The organism is Sphingomonas sp. M6A6_1c, assembly GCF_053345135.1.
Window position 1 is genome coordinate 223,993 of sequence record NZ_JBKEZO010000005.1, and the last position, 19,672, is coordinate 243,664.

Here is a 19,672-nt window from a genome sequence, read left to right on the forward strand (position 1 = left end):
GGCGTTATCGTATAAACGCCGCTCGGCACCGCGCTTCCTTGGTCTGGCGGCGGGATCATTGCACAGTGCCTCCCGCCGGGCGCTCACCATTGATCTGCCCCCAGGTGTCCGCTGCTTGACGAAGCAAGGCGTCGACCTTGCTGTCTGCATCGTGGACGGTGCCGGCCTCGGCAGCGGCGTTGAGTACTTTCAGCGCGCCCGTTATCGCTCCGCACACGACAGCGAAGAACACGCCCCCGGCGTCAAGGATCTCGGCTTGCGCCTGTGCTGCTTCCTCAATGATGGCATCGGCGATGACGTTGCTGGCGGCATTCGATATCTGGTTGAGCTCGTCTGATGCGGGGTTCGAAATCATGGGTGCCTCCGGGTTATGGGTACGCCGGACGCGCTGCGCCGCAGCTGCACGCGCGCTTCCTCCCGACTGATGATGAACGTGGCCGACGGATCGGCAGCGAGCAGGCGGCACGCCTCCGTCTCGGCAGCGGTGAAGCTGTCGTGGCGCGCGCGCGGGGCGGTGCTCTTGTGGATTAGGAAGGCTCCCTTGAACGGGAGCACGTCGATCTGGCTCATCGAGAGGCATCCTTCTGGACCGCCGCCGCGGCGGCATAGCGCGACCGCGCGGCGGGGATCGGAGCGTTGGCACGCTCGGCGCGGCCAACTGCGAACGAGTGCCGATAGGCATGGGAGCGGTTCGCGCTCGGCGCGGGGCTGTCAGGATCGCGGCCATCCGCATACCCGGCACGAAATTCTTCGTCGTCGTTCAACGGTTCTGTCCTTTCAGGCGGGCCGGGTTGACGGGAGCCCACACGATCGCCTGCTTGCCGCTGACGTTGCGGCGGCGAGAGCCGCTGTCGCGGACCCTGCCGAGGCGGGCGAGTTCGGTGAGGCGCGGACGGATGGAGAGGATCGACAAGCCCAGGCGGCCTGCGACCTCGTCGGCGGTGAGACCGTTCGAGCGCTCGACCACGTCCAGCGCTTTCACGCTTGTCGCCGGGGTTGTACAGCTTGGTGCCGTCGAGGTGCGGCTCCTGCACGTAGAAAGTCTTCATGCTGGGTCTCCAGAGGTTCTCCGAAACCGTGGCTCACCGCGGCTTCGAAGAACCGGGCTGGCGCATCGCCAGCCCGGCAGAGGTTACGCGTTGGCGAACGGACCCTTGATCAGCGCTGCCGGGCGCTTCACGGCGAGGCCGAGCCGCTCTTCGCAGCGCATGGTCAGCAGGTTCTTCTCGAAATCGTCGGCGTTTTCCGACGAGATCAGCACCTCCGGCGACAGGCGATCGTACAGCGTAGCCGCCACACGGAACGCGCCGACGAGGAAGGTGCCCTGCGCCATCGAGACGGTCGACAGGACGCGCTTGCCCCAGAGAACCGGGCCGGCGACGCCGGTCGGATTGGCGAAGATGTAGCGGCCGTTGCTGTCCTTGGTCAGCTCGATGTCCGTCCAGTCGGTCTCGTGCAGCACGATCGCACCCTCGGCGGCCGGGCTGGCCTGCGCCTCGATCGCGCGCTTGGCGACCTCGTCACGTAGCGGCCGGGACGCTTCGATCAGCGGGTTCGCCTTAATCCACTTCGACGCGTCGTAGGGGTCGTCGCCGGTCTTTCGGTCGTCGCCGTAATCCTCGGCCCGGTCGATCGTGAAGATGATCGCGAAGATATGCTCGGCGATGACCGAACGTTCGAGCACCTTGGTCGCGAGGGTCCGCTGTTCGTAACAGACGCCATGCAGGTTGAAGCCCGCCGTCGTGATGATCCACATCAGAGGGTTCCGACGGGCGCCGAAAGCCGAGTTCATCACGTCGAATAGGCCGCGATCGGCGTGGGCGTGCAGCTCGTCCATCGTGACGAGGTGCGGATTGTGCCCGTCCTGGCTCTTCGCCTTGGCGTGCATCGGCTGCATGTAGCCGCCGTTGTCGCCGCAGGTGATCGACTTCGCCCACCCCAATCTGTTCTGACTCAGATGAGGGAGGTTGGCTGATGGCCACCGAAGCACAGCGCGCGACCCGTTCGCGTGAACAGACGAACTCAACCCCGCGTATCCCCGCGAGCAAAAGCAGTCTCGCTCACACCTTCTCCATGTGCCGCCGGGAAGCCGATGAGAACGACGTGAAGCATCTCGTCGACCTCATCGTAAAGGTGGCACAGCAATGACAGATCAGATCACAGGCGTCGTCGACAACGGCGGCACTGCCGAAGCAGACTTCCCGTTCTACAAGGGCGCGGTCGGCATCCGCACCCGCAACGGTTCCGACCTGATCGAAGTCGCCTATCGCGGAGAGGTAACGATCGAGCGCTTGCCGGCCACCGGCAAGCTCGGCGGCGAGGAAGTCGAGATCCTCACCCTGGAGCGGAGCGCCACCGATCGGAAAATGATGGTAGCGACCGTCCGGGCGATTTCCTGACCGGCGCTGCTGACCTCGGTGGAACGCGTTCTCTACATCCTCGACGATGTTGATCGAAGGCTCACCTGCCTCAATCGCAAAACTAGCGGCGTTCTCAGGTCAGCTTCGTGCGCCCGGACGCATGCGATCCCTCCGCGTTTGCGGCACCATCTATGCAATCCGCGGAGCCACGATCCACTCCGCCGCCTTCTCTGATGAGAGCTTACGATAGGGCGGGCAGGGCAACCGCCACCGTTATCCACCATCGAAGTTGGGCGTTTCGTTCACCATTCGTCTCGCATCGCGTTCGAGAAGCTTGCTCGTACGCCTCGACTCGGCGACAATACGAACAGCGGCAATATCTCGGTCTCATGGACCGCGTGCTGCATCAGTTTCCACCGCACCTTTTGGGCTGCGGGAATCGCGGCAGGGATCTCCAGCCACGTGGACGGTCGGAAGGGTTTGCTTCCTAGGGCGAGGCCCTTCCGACCGTTCTTTCCCAGCGTATGGGCGGCGGCTGGCTTAAAACTGCCGCCCGTTCACCGTGAATGGAGCATCTGTTACATGCCCGACCATAGCCATACCCCTAACGGCGGGGCACTTTCAACGCATATGACGACCGACCTCGTCTTGGAGACGCGCGACATCGGCGGCTCCTTGGTCGAGACTGTCGATGCGCGGCGTTTGCACGCCTTCCTGGAAAACGGGGATGCGTTCGCGAACTGGATTGGCGACCGCGTCCGCCAGTACGGCTTCATCGAAGCGTCGGACTTCGTGACTTATTTGGTGGATTCCAAAAAAGGGCGGCCGGCCAAGGATTACGCCATCAGCGTCGACATGGCGAAGGAGCTGTCGATGGTCGAGCGCAACGACAAGGGCAAGCAGGCTCGCCGCTACTTCATTGAATGCGAGAAGCGAGCAAAAACATCCACTGCTCCGACCGCTCATGTCGCCCATGCCGATGTCAGCCGCGAATATCGTCTGACCATGCAGCAGAACGTGCGGTGGGCGAAGATGGCCGGCCTAGACGGCAATCAGGCCCTGATCGCTGCCAACCGAGCTACCGTCGCTTTGACCGGGATCGACACGCTCGGGCTGCTCGGCGTCTCACATCTGCCGGCGCCGCAGAATACAGTGTTACTAACACCGACGGAGATTGGTGCTAGGGCGGAACTAGGGTCTGCCCAGTCTGTGAACCTTTTGCTGTGTCGCAGCGGGCTTCAACAGTGTTTCACTGATTCGAAAGGTCATAAATATTATGAACCTACCGAGGCAGGAATAAGGGAAGGCGCGGTGATGCAGGACACTGGTAAAAAGCACGCCAGCGGTACGCCGGTTCGTCAACTCCGATGGTCCAGTACAATTATCAAATACCTGACAGCCGATCACGAGCTGGCACCTATTGGCGTTTAGCGGTCACTTATCTGTCCATCGAGGGGGCGTCCGAATCGGATGCCCCTTTTGCGGTCTCCAGGTATTCGTTTCTACCATACGGTGGCACCCATCTCTTCAAGCCAACTCGATGAGTTGTCATCTTTCAGCATATCAATCATGCGGAAGCCGTCACCGTCATCGGAGATATCCTCGTCCAGGGATCTTGGCCCAAACTTACTGGCGTAGCTGTCCAAAACTTTGTTGCCGAATTTGCGAGCCGTTTTTTCAATATCGGCGATCGGCAACGTCCCGTCGAGAAGGGCGGCAAACATATTCGCGACAGCGTCATCAGCCAAATCTCTGGGCAAGCCCCGACCAACAGCCCGGCGGATGCGAGACATAATATCGTTGATTGGAGTGCCCACCGTCTCGGGGCCGCGACCAGGCTTACGATTGGCAGTCAATCCAAGACGTTTGCGCCAAGAAAAGATGCTCTGAACCTTGCAGTTCTCTTGTCGGGCCATCATCACGTCGTCCCAGCCTAGCGAATAGAAAAGTAGACGACGCCTGCGCTTATCTTCGTCTGCCGGCCTATTATAAAAGTCATGATTGGCTTTGAGTTTGTTCCTTTCACGCCAATCGACAATTGATGCCTTTGTGATCCCTTCTAACAGAGCCATACGAGTGTCGTTCATCCCAGCATCGTATCTCTCGCGGCGCTCTGGAGGAGCCAGCGCTGCCGGGACGAAGTTTGGGGGCAAATTCTTGGTTCGTCGCCAATGGCGAATGGTAGCGCGATCTAGACCAAGTCGTGCTGCAATCTGCCGATCACTCAAGCCTTCTGCGTACATCGCGTCACGTTCAGTCCATGCAGGCGGATCACTTTTCATCGAGTCGCTCCGGCAGGCCTTGCTCTTGAGGAGCATCACGGAAGCGAGCGGTCCACAAGATCTTTGGTGCGAAACGATGAAACTACGCGATAGTAGAAGTGCCTTTAACGAAGAAGCCTGAGTGTTGAGCGGCGTGAGCGTAAGACGCGTGCATAGTTTGCAGGCGGCTGTCCACGGCAACCCGCTTCTGGAGGCCGGCGGGCAGCGGGCGAAGTCGCCGCGCGCCGCCCACCTGATTGCCAATCGGGACCGGGCGGTGCGGCACAAGCTGCGCCAGTTCCGCTACCTCCGGTTCCTCAAACCCCGATTCACTCGGGGATGCCGGTATCCGGCGCTGTCGTTTCCGAAACCTAGTTACGGCTGACCTTCGGCAGGCCCATCCTTCATGATTTCGCCTAGCGTGGCTGCCAATCCGGCGAGGTTATGAAGTGCAGCAGAAAGCTCGGGGTCGCTGTTATCGCCGGATGCCGCAGCTTCGCCGAGCGCCTGCCAAACCTCGCCGCGGCGAGCGGCAACCTTTTGAGTGTCTGTCTCACCGCGATCGAATGCCCGGATGAACAAATCTGTGACGGTCGCAACCTCAAGCGCTCGTACCCGCGCTTTCAGCTTGGTCAAATCATCATCATTCATGGTGTTCTCCAATATCGGACGATTAGGATACCGCGTCTGATTTTACGGTTGCCGTCGAAGGGAACCAGTGGCAGCAGCACCTATGCGGCCCGTCCATCGGACGAGCGCGGTTCCTCCGCGTGCGAGGACGGTGAGTCGGCATCAGTCCTTGAAGGTTTCGTCTGCCTCCGCCTTAGCCAGTCTGCTCAGCTCGAAGCCATCAATCGCCGTGCCGTCCGGCATGTGTATCATGACGGTGGTGAACAAGTTTTGTGCCGCGCGGTAGTGGGTAAGCGCTTCCCGGGCTGTCTTAGGAGTGGCAACGAGCCGCTGCTGCTCGTTACGCTGCACGCCGATAATCTGGAACATCATCCCTCCTGTCTGTGGCCCTGACGGCGCGATTCAACGTCTTCTACCGATCGCATAGCCGCATGTCCTCAAGGAGGATCAAGCGGCATGTGCATGAGTGGGACGCCCCCGCACCGCTCGTCCTCATATGCAAAGATAGTCTAGCTCGGCGTCATCGAGCGCCGCAAACATATCGCCCTCTGCCTGCATAGCGGAGAGGTGGGCGCGGATCACGCCAACGTCGCCGCTCTTCGGAAACCGCCGATCTGCGGCGGCGCCGGCCGCGAGCTGACCGATCAGGCCTCCGCGATCCTTCTGCTGCACCAGCCAAGTGCCTGAAGGTTGCGCCTACGACTGTGCCGCAATGGCGGAACAGCTATTTGCTTGTCGGAGCCGAGTAGGTAAGGTCAGCTCGTAATCCGGGGTCGTACATGCAGGTGTTGCCAGTGCCAGACCATAGCCGTCGTCGCGGATCGCCTGAAGGCGCCCGCGGTGCGCGCTATACCCCGCCCGCCGTTGTACAAGCCGTTCCGTTCGCCAGTTTGCTGGCACTTGGCGGACGTGACGCCCTAGAGCGCAAGCAGCTCGATATGCTCGGCAGTGTGACGAAGAGCGATGGTCCCGGGGGGCGTGTGTTCATTGCCGGCGACTGCAACCTGCTCAACGGCCGGTGCATCGCCGTGATTGGCGCTCGCAAAGCCAGTGATATGGGGCGCCGCCGCGCCCGCCAGTTGGGCCGCCAGCTTGCGCAGTCCGGCGTCGTGGTGGTGTCAGGGCTCGCCGAGGGGATCGACACTGAAGCGCTCACTGGTGCGATCGAGGCGGGCGGCCGAGTTATCGCCGTCATTGGCACGCCGATTGATCAAGCATATCCTGCGAAGAACAAGGTCTTGCAGGAAATGATCTATCGGGATCACCTGCTTATCTCGCAATTTGCCGCGAACGAGCGGGTCTATCCCTCCAATTTTCCAGCGCGAAATCGTACTATGGCCGCGCTTTCCGACGCGAGCGTTGTGATTGAGGCGTCGGATAGTTCCGGGACGCTGCATCAGGCCGCGGAGTGCCAAAGGCTTGGGCGATGGCTGGTCATTGCCCGGAGCGTGGTCGACGATACAGACCTATCATGGCCCGCCAAGTTTGTCGGGAAGCCTAAGACGATGGTCCTCGAAAGCACCGCCCAGCTTCTTGAGACGATATACGCCTGATGGCGCTGCACCTGCATGTTCACGGCGGCTATCCAAGCTATGCGAACAGCGGTGCCGGATGGCGTGGAGTTGACCACGACGCCCACATGTTCGCTCAAACGCTGAAGGGCAACCCGATCAACGGGTACGTCACCTTGAAGGGGGTGGACGGCATCTGGCATCGGGCGACAACCGAGAAACCCGAACCGGCATTCACTCTATTTGGAACCTGGGCGGCGAAGGTTATCGCCGATCTCAATTTGCCAGCCGGCCCGCTTGTCGCCGTCCCGTCCTCTTCCTGCATCGCCCTGGGCAGCGATCTGAAGGGTCGCAAGCTTATAGACACGATCGCGAGCTATTCGGCAGGGCATTTCGCTTTAGACGCGCTTCATTGGGACGAGGCGATGCAGAAAGCTCAAGCCGGCGGGGAGCGTGACGCTGATACGCTGTTTGGAAAGTTGCGGGTGCTGCATCCCTATCCGCCGTCGACGATCGTCCTTGTGGATGATGTGGTAACGACGGGCGGGCACCTGATCGCCTGCGCGCGAGCACTTCGCCACTTCGGGCATACGGTCGAACATGCCATAGCCGCAGCTCAGACCGTATGGGAGCATCCCGAAAACGGCATGTTCTCCATCCCGCCGCGAGATCTTGAAGCGGTCGCTGACTTCGACTGGTAAGGCGCACGCCACGACCGTGTGTACCCGTTCTCGAATAAGGAAATGGGTACCCTGTCTGGCACGTCCCGCATCCGAACACAGGCACTTCTAAAATCCATGGTATCTTCCATGGAATGTTAGAAGAAGGCCGCAAAAAACACACGCTTTTCAGCCACTTTAAGGGCTTGGTGTGTCGGCCTCCCGCTCCGCCAACCGGTCTGCTGACGGGCTCTCCCTGCAGACCCCCCGGAAACGCGGCGCCATTCGCGCACCAAGCGCTGTCGAGACCGTTCCGAACGGCGAACGCCGCGACGAAAATCCACACGGGTAGCGCATAACGCAGGCATGCGTCAGCCGAGCGGCTTGAGTTCGCCCGCTATGGTCAGCAGTGCGCGCAGCGCTGCGGGCACCTGCCGTCGTCCGGAATAATAAAGGTAGAAGCCCGGTCCCGTCGTCGCCCAGTCGGTGAGCACAAGGCGAAGGCTGCCGTCAGCGACATGCCTGGCAAATAGCGCCTCGAGACCGAACGTCAGGCCTGCACCGTTCAGCGCCATCGCCAGCGTCGATCGGCTGTCGTCGGCGGTCATCGCGCTTGTGATGGGCATATCGAAGTCACCGTCGGGTCCCTCGAATTCCCATCGGTAAATGCTGTCGTCGCCGAGCCGGACCCCCAGGCATCGGTGCTGCTTCAAATCATCCGGATGGACCGGTGTGCCATGCGCTTCCAGATAAGCGGGGGATGCCGCGACGACCCATCGAAGGTCGGCGGAGAGCCGCTGCGCGATCATATCTTCGGGAACGGTGCCGCCATAGCGTACGCCCGCATCGAATCCCTCGCCGACGACATCGACGATACGGTTGCTGGAGACGAGATCGACCTCGATATCGGGGTGGCGACGCGACAGTTCGGCGAGCACGGGGCCGAGCACCAACGTCACCGCATCGACCACCGCGTTGATGCGGATCTTGCCGCCCGGACTGGCACGAAGCCGGTCGAGAGCTTCGAGCGCCGATCCGATGTCGGCAAACGATCCGGCGACGGATGCCTCCAGCGCCTTGCCCGCCGAGGTCAACGTCACGGAGCGGTTCGTCCGGTTGATCAGCCGCACGCCCGCGCGTTCCTCGAAGCTTTTCAGCGCGTGGCTGACCGCGGAGGCGGACACGCCGAGCTCCAGCCCGGCGCGGCGGAAGTTCAGGTGCCGCGCGATCGCCAGGAAATAGGCGAGGTCGGTCAAATTCGTGCGGGTGACGGGCATCGCGGCATGCTGAACCGGATTCATCATCGCATCAACTCGTGTGGCAGTAACCTGCTCTGCCCTGACGCGTTATTGATCCTGACCGGCGTTCATAAAGCATGCGGAGGATCGCCGATGGCCATCAGGACGCGGCCGGATGACGACGACGCATGCAAGATCCCGCTCGCGGAGGCAAAATCATGATCTTCGACACGCCCGCAGGTGCAAATCCGACCGATCGGATGAAGGTTCTCGGCAAGCCGTTGGACCGTTACGAAGGGCATCTGAAGACGACCGGCACGGCGACCTATGCCTATGAATGGCAGGATGTCGCACCCGGCTTCGCCTATGGCTACATCCTCGGCGCCGCGATCGCCAAGGGCCGGATCGCGACGATCGATACGCGCGACGCCGAGCGCGCGCCCGGCGTGGTCGGGGTCGTCACGTACCTTAATGCCGGCAAACCCGGCGTCGGCAAATTCTACGTCCAGAAGATGCTCGCGGCGCCGGATGTCGATCATTACCACCAACCCGTCGCCGTGGTCGTCGCCGAGACGTTCGAACAGGCGCGTGCCGCCGCAGCGCTGGTGCACGTCGACTACCAGCGGACCGCCGGGCGGTTCGATCTGGCGGCCCAGAACGGCAGCGCGCCGGTCCCGCCGCAGGGCGAGTTCGGCGGCCCCAACGAGAAGCAGGTCGGCGACTTCGCCAAGGCGTTCGCTGCGGCGCCGATCAAGGTCGACGAGACCTATACGGTGCCCGATCAGGCGCATGCGATGATGGAGCCGCATGCGTCGATCGCCAAATGGGACGGCGACCGCGTCACGTGCTGGACGTCGATCCAGCAGATGAATTGGGGAACACGCGATCTTGGGCTGATCCTGGGCATCCCCAAGCAGAACGTCCATCTGATCTCGCCCTATATCGGCGGGGGCTTCGGCGGGAAGGGGACCGTGCAGGTCGACCTCGCGCTGGCGGCGATAGCCGCACGCGTGGTGAAGCGCCCGGTGAAGATCGCGCTGCAACGTCCGCTTATGTTCAACGCCACGATCCACCGGCCCAAGACGATCCAGCGTGTGCAATTGGGAGCGGGACATGACGGGCGTCTGACGGCGATCGGCCACGACAGCCTGTCGGGCAACCTCGCCGGTGGGCGGACCGAGCCGACCGTCACCTCGACGCGGACATTATATGCCGGCGCGAACCGGCTGACGCGGATGCGGCTGGCGACGCTCGACCTGGCCGAGGGGAATGCGATGCGTGCGCCCGGTGAAGCGCCGGGGCTGATGGCGTTGGAAATCGCGATAGACGAATTGGCGGAGAAGCTGAAGATGGACCCCATCGCGCTTCGCGTCGTCAACGACACCCAGGTCGATCCCGAAAATCCGGACAAGCCCTTCTCGACGCGGGCCTTCGTCCGCTGCCTGCGCGAGGGCGCCGATCGGTTCGGCTGGGACAAGCGTCAGAGCACGCCCGGCGCGGTTCGCGAGGGACAATGGCTGATCGGCATGGGGATGGCGGGCGCGATCCGTGGCGGCAAGATCGCCAAGGCAGGTGCCCGCGCCCGGCTCGACCGTCGCGGGGTGGTGACGATCGAGACCGACATGACCGATATCGGCACCGGCAGCTACACCGTCGTCCAGCAGACCGCGGCGGAGATGATGGGGGTCGCGCCCGACCGCATCGTCGTCAAGCTCGGCGATTCCACCTTCCCGGAAACGCCGGGTTCGGGCGGGCAGCAGGGCGCACCCTCGGTGACGGCAGGCGTCTATGCGGCCTGTATGAAGCTGCGCGAGGCGGTCGCCCAGCGGCTGGGGTTCAACACCGCCGACGTCGATTTCGCGGACGGGCAGGTCCGTGGCGGCAACCGGTCGGTGACGCTCGCCGACGCGGCCAGGGACGGTGACCTGGTGGTCGAGGACCTGATGGAATTCGCCAAGCTTGCGGATCAATTCCAGCAGCAGACCTTCGGCGCGCATTTCGCCGAGGTCGCGGTCGATGCCTATACCGGCGAGGTCCGCGTGCGGCGCATGCTCGCAATCTGCGCGGCGGGACGGATCCTCAATGCGAAGACCGCGCGCAGCCAGGTGATCGGCGGGATGGTGATGGGCGTCGGCGCGGCGCTGATGGAAGACATGGCGATCGACCAGCGCTTCGGCTTCTTCGTGAACCACGATCTCGCCGGCTATGAGGTGCCGGTCCATGCCGACATCCCCCATCTCGACGCCTTCTTCATCGACGAGGTCGATCCGACGATCTCGCCGGTGAAGGCCAAGGGCGTGGGCGAGCTCGGCCTGACCGGGGTCGCGCCGGCGGTCGCCAACGCGATCTACAACGCCACCGGCGTGCGCGTGCGCGACTATCCCATCACGCTCGAAAAGCATCTCGACGGCCTGCCGGCGCTCACGTGATCGGACCATCGATGTCGCCACACACGGCATTCATGCTGAACATCGGCACTTTCGTCGCCCTGCTGGTGCCGGTCGACCCCGCTCAACCGCAAAGAGGATCTTCTGATATGGCCATCGCACGCAAATCGGAGATGAAGACCGTCGACGGACCGGAGGATTATTTCACCGGCAAGGTGACGATCACCGGACAATTCCAACGCGACGCACCGTCGCGCGTTTCGGGCGCCATCGTTCACTTCGAACCCGGCGCGCGGACCGCCTGGCACACGCATCCCGCCGGTCAGACGCTGATCGTGACCGAAGGCATCGGCTGGACGCAGATCGCGGGTGGTCCAAAGCTGGAATTCACCGCGGGCGATATCCTGTGGTGCCCCGCCGAGCACAAACATTGGCATGGCGCGACGCCGCACGAGAGCATGACCCATGTCGCCATCCAGGAGTCGCTCGACGGATCGCCCGTGACCTGGATGGAGAAGGTGACGGACGACGAGTATCTCGCGCCGCTGGGGACGGAGTGATCGCATGCCGCACGTTATCGTGAAACTCTGGCCTGGCAAATCCGACGACCAGAAGCAGCGCCTGACCGAGGCGATCACGCGCGGCGTCACGGACGTTCTGGAATACGATGCGGACGCCGTGTCGGTCGCCTTCGAGGAGGTCGCCCCCGCCGAATGGACGCCCTGCGTATACGAGCCCGACATCCTGGCCAAATGGCCAAGTCTCACCAAACAGCCTGGATACGGCATGCGGCCGAGCGACTGATCGACCGCGATCCAGCCACCAAGAATTGAGTGATATCCCTATGTCTACTATCCATCGTTTTTCCGACAAAGTCGCCTTGGTTACCGGCGCAGCCAGCGGTATCGGCCGCGCGACGGCCGTCGCCTTCGCCACCGAGGGCGCCAGTGTCGCGATCCTCGATCTTACCGAAGATGCGCTGACCGACACCGCGGATGCCATCAGGAGCGCGGGTGCAGAGGTTCTGGTGATGGCATGCGACGTGTCCAGACCGGAACAGGTCGAGGCGGCGATCGGACGGGTGGTCGAGACCTTCGGCCGGCTCGACATCGCCTTCAACAATGCCGGCGTCGAGAACAAGGCCGCGCCCGTCGCCGAGATCGACCTCGCCGAATGGGACCGCATCCTCGACATCAACCTGCGTGGCACGTTCGTCTGCATGAAGCACGAACTGGCACAGATGGTCCGTCAGGGCGGCGGCGTGATCGTCAATACCTCGTCGGGCGCGGGTGTCCGGGGCGTGGCGGGCGGTGCATCCTATGCGGCCTCCAAGCACGCCATCATCGGCCTGACGAAATCGGCCGCGCTCGACTATGCGAAGCAGAATATCCGCGTGAACGCCATTCTTCCCGGCAATATCGAGACGCCGATGATGGATCGCTTCACCAACGGCGACATTCAGAAGGCCATCGACCTCGAGCCGGTCGGCCGCCTGGGCAAGCCGGAGGAGATCGCCGATGCCGTGCTCTGGATGAGCGCCGATCTCGGCGGATTCGTCACCGGTGCCGCGATCTCCGTGGATGGCGGCTGGTCGCTCTGATCGCCGGCGACCCGATACGCTCCGCGATCACGTTGACGGCGTTGGGGGCAAACTGCACAGCACGATAACGAGCGGGAAAAGGGCGGCTTCGTGCATCCAGCGGCGAACTTCGAGCTGATCATCGGCATGTTCCTGGTGGTCGTGGGGCTTCACTATCTCGCTCGGCGCTTGTCGCTGCCGCCCGCCGCCGCGCTGATCGTCGGCGGGGGCGCGGTGGCCTTCGTTCCGGGCGTGCAGGGCATCGCGATCGATCCGGAACTGGTTCTGGTTCTTTTCCTCCCGCCTCTGCTGATGGACGGTGCGTGGTTCACCGCCATCGCGCCGTTCCGGCGGCACATGGCGGGCATCCTGTCGCTGGCGGTCGGCGCGGTCTTCTTCACGACCGCGGTCGTGGCGGTCATGACCAGGCTGCTGATGCCCGAGCTGCCGTGGGCCGCCTGCGTCGCATTGGGCGCGATCCTGTCGCCGCCCGATGCCGTATCCGCCCGCGCCGTGTTGCAGCGGGTCAGGCTGCCGCGCCGGCTCACCACGCTGCTCGAAGGCGAAAGCCTGTTGAACGATGCCGCAGGGCTGGTCCTGTTCCGCTTTGCGGTGGCGGCGGTGCTGACCGGCAGCTTCCATATGGGTGCGGCGACCGGGACCTTCTTCCTGCTGGTGGCGGGCGGCATCGCGGTGGGCGCGGCGATCGGCGGATTGTGGGTGACCCTGCTCCGCCGGCTCGGCGACGATACGCTGATGATCGCGGCGACCGTGCTGGTCTGCTGGAGCGCCTATATCGCGGGCGAACTGCTGCACGTCTCGGGCGTCATCGCGGTCGTCACCGCGGGCCTGACCTGCGGCTGGTTCCAGCACGTCGTCTTCAGCGCGCGCGTGCGCATCCGGGCGTTCGCCTTCTGGCAGGTACTCGTCTTCCTGCTCGAAGCCGCCGTCTTTCTGCTGATCGGCCTGTCGCTCCGGGGATTGCTGGACCGCGTCGGCGGGCTCGGCGTGGTGGTGGATACGATGGCGCAGCCCGTGCTGCTCATCGTCGCGGCGGTGATCGCCGCGCGCTTCCTGTGGATCTTCGGTGTCGATGCCGGTGTCGCGGCCGTTCGCCGTATCGGGTGGACGCGCCAGCACCCGCTCGGGCCGCGCGCGGCGGTGGTGATGGGCTGGGCGGGGATGCGCGGCGTGGTGACGCTGGCGGTCGCGCTCTCGCTGCCCGAGTCGATGCCGGCGCGGGACCTGATGCTCGTCACCGCCTTCACCGTGATCCTGGTCACGGTGCTGGTGCAGGGCACCTCGCTCGGCTGGATCATCCGCTGGGCGAAGCCGCCGGAAGACGCCGGCACGCGACCATCGCTCGATCTTCATGCCGCCGAGACGATGCTGTTCCGCGCGCAGCTGGTCGTCGTCGAACGCGAGGCGGTGGCGGCCGATGGCACGGTCATCCACCCCCAATTGCTGCGGCGTTACCGCACCCGCGCGACCGCAGCGGATGCGTTCGACGGCACGGCGGAGCAGCGCGACGTGGCGATCGCCAGCCATTTCGACGTCATCATCGCCGCGGTCACCGCCGGCCGCACCGAGCTCGTCCGCCTACACCGCGCCGGGCGTATCGACGACGAGACGCTCCACGACCTCGAACACGACCTCGACCTGGAGGAACTCGCCGCCGTGGCAGCGAAAGGCGAATCGCCCAGCGCCGCGTTAGCTCCGTCTTAACCATAGCAGGCTATTGCGGTCGCCAAGGCAATTCGGCCCGGCGCCCCGCCAGCTTGTGTCACTACGGACGGCGGGGCGTCTCCGATTGCCGGGAGGCTGGTCCGCTCCGTTGCACGGGCGACGCCGATCCGGGCGCGAAGCTGCCTGTCGCGGTCGGATGAGCATCACGCGGCGACGGGATCAGTCGCTGATCGTCCAGCCCTGCGTCGGACTGCCCCCGCGGATCGGTTTCACGGCATTACGAGCCTGGTCGAAGCGTTCCATCGCGTCGACGCGTGCGGATCCGCTGGCCTCCGCCGTCATCATCACCGGCATCGGGGCGGCAGCGAGCGGCGCAGGAGGCGGGAGCAGGGCAGGGGCTGGCAAGACCGTCGCGGGCGGCACAGCAGCCGGCTGGGCCGCCACCGATCGCCCGAGCGTGCGGATCTGCAACTTGCCATCGACGATCGTGGTGATGCCGCTGCCGATTCCGGCCCCGGGCACGAGCGTCGCCACACCACCGGTACCGTAGCCGGAAAGGAAGACCTCGCGTCCGTATTCGTCGCGATGATCGACGATCGGCACGCCGGGTTGCGTCCCGCCGGGTCCGCCGAGGATCCGCATCACTTCGCCTGCGTCGGCGGTGTAGCAGGTGGTCACCTTCTTGGACTTGCACCCGATCGGCGCCACCGCCTCGTGGCTCGGGCGCGCGAAGAGAACGGCGACATCCAGCCCCGGCGTCTTCGACCATCGGCCACCCAGAAGGAAGACATACCGGTAGCCCGCATCTCTGGCGAGTTCGGCAGCGCGATACAGCGCCATGTCGATGGCATCGCCACCGCCGCGGGTGGTGGCACCGATACGCCACGATCCGTCCTTCTCGACGCGATCCTCGTACCCGACTTTGAAGCCGATCCCGCCCTTCTTTATCGGACCGTAATAGGGAGGCTTGCCGCCGGCCCATGCCGGCCCGCCGATTCCGACCAAGAAGAGGCAGAGCAAGAGGCGTTTCATTTTGATTTCGCTCCGGAAAGAGCCCGGTAGCTAGCGCGCAGCCATTAAAATCCCGTTGCGCGCCGGACGCCGGCGAGCGCAGCCGCGCGCTCATGCTGGCGACGTTCTCCGGTGTCCGCCCGCAATCCCCGACCGTCGCGTCCGCTTATTTCCGGATCGTGACCATGCCGACCGGATTGTCTTTGGTAGACGCATTGGCAGCGATCGTCTTGACCTTCTCTGCCTTGGGTTTGCGGACTTCCTTGTTCGACTTGTGCTGGCTTTTGGCCATCGTCGTTATCCTTCGGGGCGGAGCGCCCGTTTCTGCGGTACACCCTTCCACCGGGATCGTTGCACACCATTTCCGCCCACGCCGAAGATCGGCTGCCGAATCCGTGTCTTGGACGTTGAGCAGCGGAACAGGAGAGCCTTATGCCCGACGACAAGCAGACGACCGGAAGCGCGCGTTCGGACGATCGCGGCGAGGCGATCGACAAGGCCGCAGCGCTCAGCGCCGAAAGCCGCGCGACCGCCGGCAGGACCGATGACGGCAAGGGACAGAGCGATACCGGCCGCACCGATCAGACCGATGACAAAGCCGAGGCAAGCGACGAAGCGGCGGGAAAAGCCTTCGATCCGGACGCCGAGCAGGCCTAGGCCGGATCGACAATCGGGATTTAGCCAAAATTCCTCCCCCTGGCGGGGGAGGTATTTTTCTGAATGGCGATCCGTCCTACTCCCGTCATCTTGCAGCCATCGGTGGAATGCGTAGATTCCGCCGATGGCTGACTTCGACGACACATTCGACCCGGAACTCGGCGCGGTGTGCAACCGCCTGGCGGCCTTCGTCGAGCCGCTGCCCGAGGGGGCGGTCATCGACCCCGCATCGCAACTCACCGAGCGCGATCTCGCGCTGATCCTCCGCCGTTTGTACGCCACTCGCCATGCGGGGGAGGGCGGGGCGGATGCTGCGAAAGCGATGCCGCGCCGGGATGGGCGGATCTCGGTACCCCTTACCGCGAAGAACTGACCGGCTATTGCCGCTTCGGCTGGCCGGTTACGTCGCGAGATAGGACGCAGCGCCGTTTATCGATGCGATTCTGGGCTAATCCGACCGACCCGGAGCCGGGATAGTCATAAGAGTGGCTGTTTAACCTCCGGATAATCCCGATCATCAACGATGCACGCGTCATCAGGAGAGACGCGTGCTGACCGACGAATCAAGGGCGCTGAGGATTTACCACGAGACGCGGTGCGAACAGGAAAAGGCGCGCATGCGCCGGGCCCGCTGCGCCAGGTCAGCCGTCGCGCACGCGCATCTGTTCAGCCTGCACCGGATGAGAAGCATCGATTTGACCTACCGTGATCCCGATCGTCTCGAGGATGCCGGCATCGGCAATCCGTCGCCATAGGGCGCATGTCGCGATCATTGCGTGAGCCGGAGCATCACGACGCCGTGCGGAGCGACGGACGCCGCATAGCGGCCCGCAAATTTACCCAGATCCTTGTGCAGCCACAGGTCGCGCACCCGCATCCGCACCGATCGGGGCAATGCCAGCATCGTCCAGTCGGCGGCGATCGTCGCGGGCGCATCGCCGCGGTTGAACAGCAACAGCGCGCGACCCCCGTCCGCCAGCGGCTTGGACCAGATTTCATGGTCGCCGTCCTTCCACACCCGGTGGCCCTGGATGCCCGCTGCGTCCTGATCGACCGCGATGACGTCGGCGTTGAGCAGGATCGCGCGCGTCGCCTCGTCCATCCGGGCCACATCGTTCCCCGCGATCAGCGGTGCGGCCATCATCGCCCAAAGCGAGAAATGCGCGCGATATTCGCTGTCGGTCATGCCGCCGTTGCCGACCTCCAGCATGTCGGGGTCGTTCCAATGGCCGGGTCCCGCATACGGCCACAGCGGCTCGTTCATGTCGGCGATCGATGCCACGCCCCAGCTATAGCCGTGATGCCCGGTCCATGTGTCGGTGATGTCGCCGGTAGTCCGCCACATGTTGCCGATCCTGGACGCCCACAGCCACGGCTTGGCCGTACCCCATTCGCAGATCGAAAACAGGATGTCGCGACCCGAGGCGCGCAGCGCGTCCGACATCAAGGCATAGGCCTCCTCGGCGTTGCGGACGCCTGTCGAGCACCAATCGTATTTGAGATAGTCGACACCCCAGCGCGCATATTGCAGCGCGTCCTGATATTCGTGCCCCTGGCTGCCGGGGCGGCCGCCGCACGTCTTCGTGCCGGCGTCCGAGTAGATGCCGAACTTGAGCCCCCTGGCATGGACATAATCCGACAGCGCTTTCATCCCGCCGGGGAAGCGCGCCTTGTCCTCGGTGATGAAGCCGTTCGTGTCGCGGGTACCGTGCCAGCAATCGTCGATGACGACGTAGCGATATCCGGCTGCCTTCATGCCGTTGGACGCGATCGCGTCGGCGGTGGCGCGGATGGTCGCTTCGTCGACCTTGCAGGCGAATTTGTTCCAGCTGTTCCAGCCCATCGGCGGCGTCTGCGCGAGGCCGTTCGCGACCCGCTTCGGGTCCTTCGACGGCGCCAGCGTGTTCGGGTCGGGGTCGAGCGTCTCCTGCGTCGACGACGGGGCGGCGTGCAGCAGCAGCACGGCCGCCATGATCTGGAACAACGCCTGTCTAACCATGCCTGATCTTCCAATCCTGTGAGCGTGCGGGCGTGCCCTCGGTACGCGCCATCCGATCGTCATCCGAGGTCGGCGTCTCCGCCGAAGGCCGAGGGGTTCGATGCGCTTAGGGATAGGCCATATGCCCCTGGATGCGCTCCTCGGAGGTGAAGGTCGACATCGGCAGGCCCGCGGCATTGTAGAGGCTGCCGGGCACGACATTGGCCCAATTGTACCGCACATAGCGCGGCTGCCGTACCGGCCCGGCCACCACCACGGTGTCGCCGTCGATCGTGGCGGTCGCCGCGACGAAGCTGCGATCCGACCCGGCGATCTCGAAACCGGCCACCGGCGCGCCGCGGCTGGTCAATCCCGCGGCATGATCGAACCAGATGCGCATCCCGCCCGGTTCGCCGCTCGCCTGGCGGAACAGCGGGCCTTCATAGGCGACGCGCTCGCCATAAGCGACGCTGCGCGCGGCGAGCGCGAGCCGGGCGGCGACGGTCTGCTTGTCGGCGGGGTGGACGTTGCCGGGATCGCCGACGTCGGTGGTCACCGCCATCGCGGTGCCGGCCAGTCCCAGCGCACGGCGCTGCGCGTCGCGGACCAAGCCCCATTCCTCGGCGGGCGAGTTGAACGACGAGATCTGCGCGTAGAGGAACGGGAACGCCCCTTGCGCGAAATTGTGGCGCCAGTCGGTGATCAGGCCGCGGAACAGATCGGCATAATAAGGCGCGCGGGCGACGTTGCTGTTGGTTTCGCCCTGATACCAGATCACGCCCTTGATGCCGTAGCCGGTGAACGGAGCGACCATGGCGTTGTAGAGCGACGACGGCCGATACGCCTCCTCAGGCGGGTGCCAGGGATGCGATGGCGGCGTGCCGCCGGTGGCCCGGATGGCGGCGTCTTCCCGCGCCTCGGCGACAAGGGCGAGGTCGGCGTCGGTCTGGTCCTGCTGGAAACGCGCGCGTGCGTCGATCGCCGGGGCAAGCGCGGCGTCGGTCGCGAAGGCATCGGTCGATACCCAGCTGTCGGCGGGCGTTCCGCCCCAGGTCGAATCGATCACCCCGACCGTCACGTGCTCGCGCGCCGCGATCTCGCGCGCGAAGAAATAGCCGATCGCCGAAAAGTCGATGGCGGTCGCCGGCGTCGTGGTCGTCCAGGTCGCGTCGATGTCGCGCAGCGGGAGGGTGCTGGCCTTGTGCGCGATACGGAGCAACCGGATACGCGGGTTCGTCGCGGCGGCGATCTCGGCCGCGGCGTTCTTCAACGGCGCCCCGTCGAAGCCCTTGAGGGGGAACTCCATGTTGGACTGGCCCGATGCGAACCACACGTCGCCCAGCATGACGTCCTCGACCCGCAACGTGCCCTCGGTCGCGCCGCCGTCGACGGTGAGGACATAGGGTCCGCCTGCCGCCGCGGGCTTCAGCCACACCTCCCACCGGCCGAGACGGTCTGCGATCGCCGTCGCGCGCCGGTCGTGCAGCGCGACCGCGACGGTCGCCCCGGCATGCGCCCAACCCCAGATATGCAGCGGCCGGTCGCGTTGCAGCACGGCATGGTCGCTGAACAGGTGCGGCAGCTTGAGCTGCGCGGCGGCGGGCGAGGCCAGGACGGCGGCGAACACGGCAGTGGCGAGCAGGCGTTTCATCATGGGTCCTTCCAGGCGTCCCGGCCTGACGGTCGCGCCGGACTTGGCGCAGCCTATCAGCACC

Annotated in this window: 27 protein-coding genes; 13 read left to right on the forward strand and 14 right to left on the reverse strand. The window is 64.4% G+C overall.

Annotated elements, in window-relative coordinates; all coding sequences use genetic code 11:
- Window positions 1-55: 55 nt before the first annotated feature.
- From ACLBWH_RS12215 to ACLBWH_RS12235, 5 genes are all read right to left on the reverse strand, one after another.
- Complete coding sequence (locus tag ACLBWH_RS12215; protein WP_447799130.1) at window positions 56-355, reverse strand: hypothetical protein; 300 nt, start codon at window positions 353-355, stop codon at window positions 56-58.
- Window positions 352-570: a hypothetical protein gene (locus ACLBWH_RS12220; RefSeq protein WP_447799131.1), complete on the reverse strand. Its 219-nt coding sequence runs from the start codon at window positions 568-570 to the stop codon at window positions 352-354. Before ACLBWH_RS12220 ends, ACLBWH_RS12215 begins: the two co-directional genes overlap by 4 nt.
- The gene (locus ACLBWH_RS12225) at window positions 567-764 is read right to left on the reverse strand and encodes a hypothetical protein (protein ID WP_447799132.1); all 198 of its coding nucleotides are present in this window, start codon (window positions 762-764) and stop codon (window positions 567-569) included. Before ACLBWH_RS12225 ends, ACLBWH_RS12220 begins: the two co-directional genes overlap by 4 nt.
- Window positions 761-982, reverse strand: a complete 222-nt coding sequence (locus ACLBWH_RS12230; RefSeq protein ID WP_447799134.1) for a hypothetical protein — start codon at window positions 980-982, stop codon at window positions 761-763. The genes ACLBWH_RS12225 and ACLBWH_RS12230 overlap by 4 nt, the downstream gene beginning before the upstream one ends.
- Window positions 983-1,132: 150 nt before the next feature.
- Entirely contained in the window at window positions 1,133-1,942 is an 810-nt protein-coding gene (locus ACLBWH_RS12235) for a phage major capsid protein (protein WP_447799136.1), read from the reverse strand.
- Between the two features lie 32 nt (window positions 1,943-1,974).
- Between ACLBWH_RS12235 and ACLBWH_RS12240 the strand changes: the two genes are divergently transcribed.
- The 3 genes from ACLBWH_RS12240 to ACLBWH_RS12250 all read left to right on the forward strand — a co-directional run bounded on the left by ACLBWH_RS12240 (window position 1,975) and on the right by ACLBWH_RS12250 (window position 3,791).
- On the forward strand, window positions 1,975-2,148 hold the full coding sequence (locus ACLBWH_RS12240) for a hypothetical protein (protein ID WP_447799138.1): 174 nt from the start codon (window positions 1,975-1,977) through the stop codon (window positions 2,146-2,148).
- The gene (locus tag ACLBWH_RS12245; RefSeq protein ID WP_447799140.1) at window positions 2,145-2,399 is read left to right on the forward strand and encodes a hypothetical protein; all 255 of its coding nucleotides are present in this window, start codon (window positions 2,145-2,147) and stop codon (window positions 2,397-2,399) included. The genes ACLBWH_RS12240 and ACLBWH_RS12245 overlap by 4 nt, the downstream gene beginning before the upstream one ends.
- Before the next feature lie 591 nt (window positions 2,400-2,990).
- Complete coding sequence (locus ACLBWH_RS12250; protein WP_447799142.1) at window positions 2,991-3,791, forward strand: antA/AntB antirepressor family protein; 801 nt, start codon at window positions 2,991-2,993, stop codon at window positions 3,789-3,791.
- 71 nt (window positions 3,792-3,862) lie between these two features.
- Here ACLBWH_RS12250 and ACLBWH_RS12255 read toward each other — a convergent pair whose 3' ends face one another.
- The 4 genes from ACLBWH_RS12255 to ACLBWH_RS12270 form a co-directional block, all read right to left on the reverse strand.
- Window positions 3,863-4,642, reverse strand: a complete 780-nt coding sequence (locus ACLBWH_RS12255) for a helix-turn-helix domain-containing protein (protein WP_447799144.1) — start codon at window positions 4,640-4,642, stop codon at window positions 3,863-3,865.
- 354 nt (window positions 4,643-4,996) lie between these two features.
- Complete coding sequence (locus ACLBWH_RS12260; protein ID WP_447799145.1) at window positions 4,997-5,272, reverse strand: hypothetical protein; 276 nt, start codon at window positions 5,270-5,272, stop codon at window positions 4,997-4,999.
- Window positions 5,273-5,413: 141 nt separating this feature from the next.
- The gene (locus ACLBWH_RS12265; RefSeq protein WP_447799147.1) at window positions 5,414-5,620 is read right to left on the reverse strand and encodes a hypothetical protein; all 207 of its coding nucleotides are present in this window, start codon (window positions 5,618-5,620) and stop codon (window positions 5,414-5,416) included.
- Between the two features lie 123 nt (window positions 5,621-5,743).
- A complete protein-coding gene (locus ACLBWH_RS12270; RefSeq protein ID WP_447799149.1) occupies window positions 5,744-5,923 on the reverse strand; it encodes a hypothetical protein in 180 nt (59 codons plus the stop codon).
- A gap of 107 nt (window positions 5,924-6,030) precedes the next feature.
- Here ACLBWH_RS12270 and ACLBWH_RS12275 point away from each other — a divergent pair, with 107 nt between their 5' ends.
- Together ACLBWH_RS12275 and ACLBWH_RS12280 are read left to right on the forward strand one after the other, a co-directional pair.
- Window positions 6,031-6,804, forward strand: coding sequence for a DNA-processing protein DprA (locus ACLBWH_RS12275; RefSeq protein WP_447799151.1), 774 nt, complete (start codon window positions 6,031-6,033; stop codon window positions 6,802-6,804).
- Complete coding sequence (locus tag ACLBWH_RS12280) at window positions 6,804-7,463, forward strand: hypothetical protein (RefSeq protein WP_447799152.1); 660 nt, start codon at window positions 6,804-6,806, stop codon at window positions 7,461-7,463. The genes ACLBWH_RS12275 and ACLBWH_RS12280 overlap by 1 nt, the downstream gene beginning before the upstream one ends.
- Window positions 7,464-7,792: 329 nt before the next feature.
- Here the strand turns inward: ACLBWH_RS12280 and ACLBWH_RS12285 are convergent, their stop codons facing one another.
- Window positions 7,793-8,677 carry a LysR family transcriptional regulator gene (locus ACLBWH_RS12285; RefSeq protein ID WP_447799154.1) on the reverse strand — a complete coding sequence of 295 codons (885 nt, stop codon included), beginning with the start codon at window positions 8,675-8,677 and terminating at the stop codon, window positions 7,793-7,795.
- A gap of 200 nt (window positions 8,678-8,877) precedes the next feature.
- Here ACLBWH_RS12285 and paoC point away from each other — a divergent pair, with 200 nt between their 5' ends.
- The 5 genes from paoC (at window position 8,878) to ACLBWH_RS12310 (ending at window position 14,350) form a co-directional block, all read left to right on the forward strand.
- Entirely contained in the window at window positions 8,878-11,088 is a 2,211-nt protein-coding gene (gene paoC / locus ACLBWH_RS12290) for an aldehyde oxidoreductase molybdenum-binding subunit PaoC (protein WP_447799156.1), read from the forward strand.
- Window positions 11,089-11,120: 32 nt separating this feature from the next.
- Entirely contained in the window at window positions 11,121-11,606 is a 486-nt protein-coding gene (locus ACLBWH_RS12295) for a (R)-mandelonitrile lyase (RefSeq protein WP_447799158.1), read from the forward strand.
- Between the two features lie 4 nt (window positions 11,607-11,610).
- Window positions 11,611-11,850, forward strand: coding sequence for a tautomerase family protein (locus ACLBWH_RS12300; RefSeq protein ID WP_447799159.1), 240 nt, complete (start codon window positions 11,611-11,613; stop codon window positions 11,848-11,850).
- A gap of 40 nt (window positions 11,851-11,890) precedes the next feature.
- Window positions 11,891-12,646: an SDR family NAD(P)-dependent oxidoreductase gene (locus ACLBWH_RS12305; protein ID WP_447799161.1), complete on the forward strand. Its 756-nt coding sequence runs from the start codon at window positions 11,891-11,893 to the stop codon at window positions 12,644-12,646.
- A 90-nt stretch (window positions 12,647-12,736) separates the two neighbouring features.
- Window positions 12,737-14,350 carry a Na+/H+ antiporter gene (locus ACLBWH_RS12310; RefSeq protein WP_447799162.1) on the forward strand — a complete coding sequence of 538 codons (1,614 nt, stop codon included), beginning with the start codon at window positions 12,737-12,739 and terminating at the stop codon, window positions 14,348-14,350.
- Window positions 14,351-14,530: 180 nt separating this feature from the next.
- On the opposite strand, the gene ACLBWH_RS12315 is transcribed toward ACLBWH_RS12310, so the two are convergent.
- On the reverse strand, window positions 14,531-15,343 hold the full coding sequence (locus ACLBWH_RS12315) for a hypothetical protein (RefSeq protein ID WP_447799164.1): 813 nt from the start codon (window positions 15,341-15,343) through the stop codon (window positions 14,531-14,533).
- Window positions 15,344-15,488: 145 nt separating this feature from the next.
- A complete protein-coding gene (locus ACLBWH_RS12320) occupies window positions 15,489-15,614 on the reverse strand; it encodes a hypothetical protein (protein WP_322850704.1) in 126 nt (41 codons plus the stop codon).
- Between the two features lie 140 nt (window positions 15,615-15,754).
- Between ACLBWH_RS12320 and ACLBWH_RS12325 the strand changes: the two genes are divergently transcribed.
- From ACLBWH_RS12325 to ACLBWH_RS12335, 3 genes are all read left to right on the forward strand, one after another.
- On the forward strand, window positions 15,755-15,979 hold the full coding sequence (locus ACLBWH_RS12325) for a hypothetical protein (protein ID WP_447799166.1): 225 nt from the start codon (window positions 15,755-15,757) through the stop codon (window positions 15,977-15,979).
- 124 nt (window positions 15,980-16,103) lie between these two features.
- Window positions 16,104-16,352, forward strand: a complete 249-nt coding sequence (locus tag ACLBWH_RS12330; RefSeq protein ID WP_447799168.1) for a hypothetical protein — start codon at window positions 16,104-16,106, stop codon at window positions 16,350-16,352.
- A gap of 175 nt (window positions 16,353-16,527) precedes the next feature.
- A complete protein-coding gene (locus tag ACLBWH_RS12335) occupies window positions 16,528-16,734 on the forward strand; it encodes a hypothetical protein (RefSeq protein ID WP_447799169.1) in 207 nt (68 codons plus the stop codon).
- A gap of 14 nt (window positions 16,735-16,748) precedes the next feature.
- Here the strand turns inward: ACLBWH_RS12335 and ACLBWH_RS12340 are convergent, their stop codons facing one another.
- Both ACLBWH_RS12340 and ACLBWH_RS12345 read right to left on the reverse strand, forming a co-directional pair.
- Entirely contained in the window at window positions 16,749-17,978 is a 1,230-nt protein-coding gene (locus ACLBWH_RS12340; protein WP_447799171.1) for a glycoside hydrolase family 27 protein, read from the reverse strand.
- Window positions 17,979-18,084: 106 nt separating this feature from the next.
- Complete coding sequence (locus tag ACLBWH_RS12345; protein WP_447799173.1) at window positions 18,085-19,611, reverse strand: sialate O-acetylesterase; 1,527 nt, start codon at window positions 19,609-19,611, stop codon at window positions 18,085-18,087.
- Window positions 19,612-19,672: the final 61 nt, after the last annotated feature.

Excerpts from the sequence above, each read along its gene's own strand:
- ACLBWH_RS12215 (WP_447799130.1), bottom strand. The coding sequence starts at position 355 with ATGATTTCGAACCCCGCATCAGACGAGCTCAACCAGATATCGAATGCC.
- ACLBWH_RS12220 (WP_447799131.1), bottom strand. The coding sequence starts at position 570 with ATGAGCCAGATCGACGTGCTCCCGTTCAAGGGAGCCTTCCTAATCCAC.
- ACLBWH_RS12240 (WP_447799138.1), top strand. The coding sequence starts at position 1,975 with ATGGCCACCGAAGCACAGCGCGCGACCCGTTCGCGTGAACAGACGAAC.
- ACLBWH_RS12245 (WP_447799140.1), top strand. The coding sequence starts at position 2,145 with ATGACAGATCAGATCACAGGCGTCGTCGACAACGGCGGCACTGCCGAA.
- ACLBWH_RS12250 (WP_447799142.1), top strand. The coding sequence starts at position 2,991 with ATGACGACCGACCTCGTCTTGGAGACGCGCGACATCGGCGGCTCCTTG.
- ACLBWH_RS12255 (WP_447799144.1), bottom strand. The coding sequence starts at position 4,642 with ATGAAAAGTGATCCGCCTGCATGGACTGAACGTGACGCGATGTACGCA.
- ACLBWH_RS12260 (WP_447799145.1), bottom strand. The coding sequence starts at position 5,272 with ATGAATGATGATGATTTGACCAAGCTGAAAGCGCGGGTACGAGCGCTT.
- ACLBWH_RS12265 (WP_447799147.1), bottom strand. The coding sequence starts at position 5,620 with ATGTTCCAGATTATCGGCGTGCAGCGTAACGAGCAGCAGCGGCTCGTT.
- ACLBWH_RS12275 (WP_447799151.1), top strand. The coding sequence starts at position 6,031 with ATGCAGGTGTTGCCAGTGCCAGACCATAGCCGTCGTCGCGGATCGCCT.
- ACLBWH_RS12280 (WP_447799152.1), top strand. The coding sequence starts at position 6,804 with ATGGCGCTGCACCTGCATGTTCACGGCGGCTATCCAAGCTATGCGAAC.
- paoC (WP_447799156.1), top strand. The coding sequence starts at position 8,878 with ATGATCTTCGACACGCCCGCAGGTGCAAATCCGACCGATCGGATGAAG.
- ACLBWH_RS12295 (WP_447799158.1), top strand. The coding sequence starts at position 11,121 with ATGCTGAACATCGGCACTTTCGTCGCCCTGCTGGTGCCGGTCGACCCC.
- ACLBWH_RS12300 (WP_447799159.1), top strand. The coding sequence starts at position 11,611 with ATGCCGCACGTTATCGTGAAACTCTGGCCTGGCAAATCCGACGACCAG.
- ACLBWH_RS12305 (WP_447799161.1), top strand. The coding sequence starts at position 11,891 with ATGTCTACTATCCATCGTTTTTCCGACAAAGTCGCCTTGGTTACCGGC.
- ACLBWH_RS12315 (WP_447799164.1), bottom strand. The coding sequence starts at position 15,343 with ATGAAACGCCTCTTGCTCTGCCTCTTCTTGGTCGGAATCGGCGGGCCG.
- ACLBWH_RS12320 (WP_322850704.1), bottom strand. The coding sequence starts at position 15,614 with ATGGCCAAAAGCCAGCACAAGTCGAACAAGGAAGTCCGCAAACCCAAG.
- ACLBWH_RS12325 (WP_447799166.1), top strand. The coding sequence starts at position 15,755 with ATGCCCGACGACAAGCAGACGACCGGAAGCGCGCGTTCGGACGATCGC.
- ACLBWH_RS12330 (WP_447799168.1), top strand. The coding sequence starts at position 16,104 with ATGGCTGACTTCGACGACACATTCGACCCGGAACTCGGCGCGGTGTGC.
- ACLBWH_RS12340 (WP_447799171.1), bottom strand. The coding sequence starts at position 17,978 with ATGGTTAGACAGGCGTTGTTCCAGATCATGGCGGCCGTGCTGCTGCTG.
- ACLBWH_RS12345 (WP_447799173.1), bottom strand. The coding sequence starts at position 19,611 with ATGATGAAACGCCTGCTCGCCACTGCCGTGTTCGCCGCCGTCCTGGCC.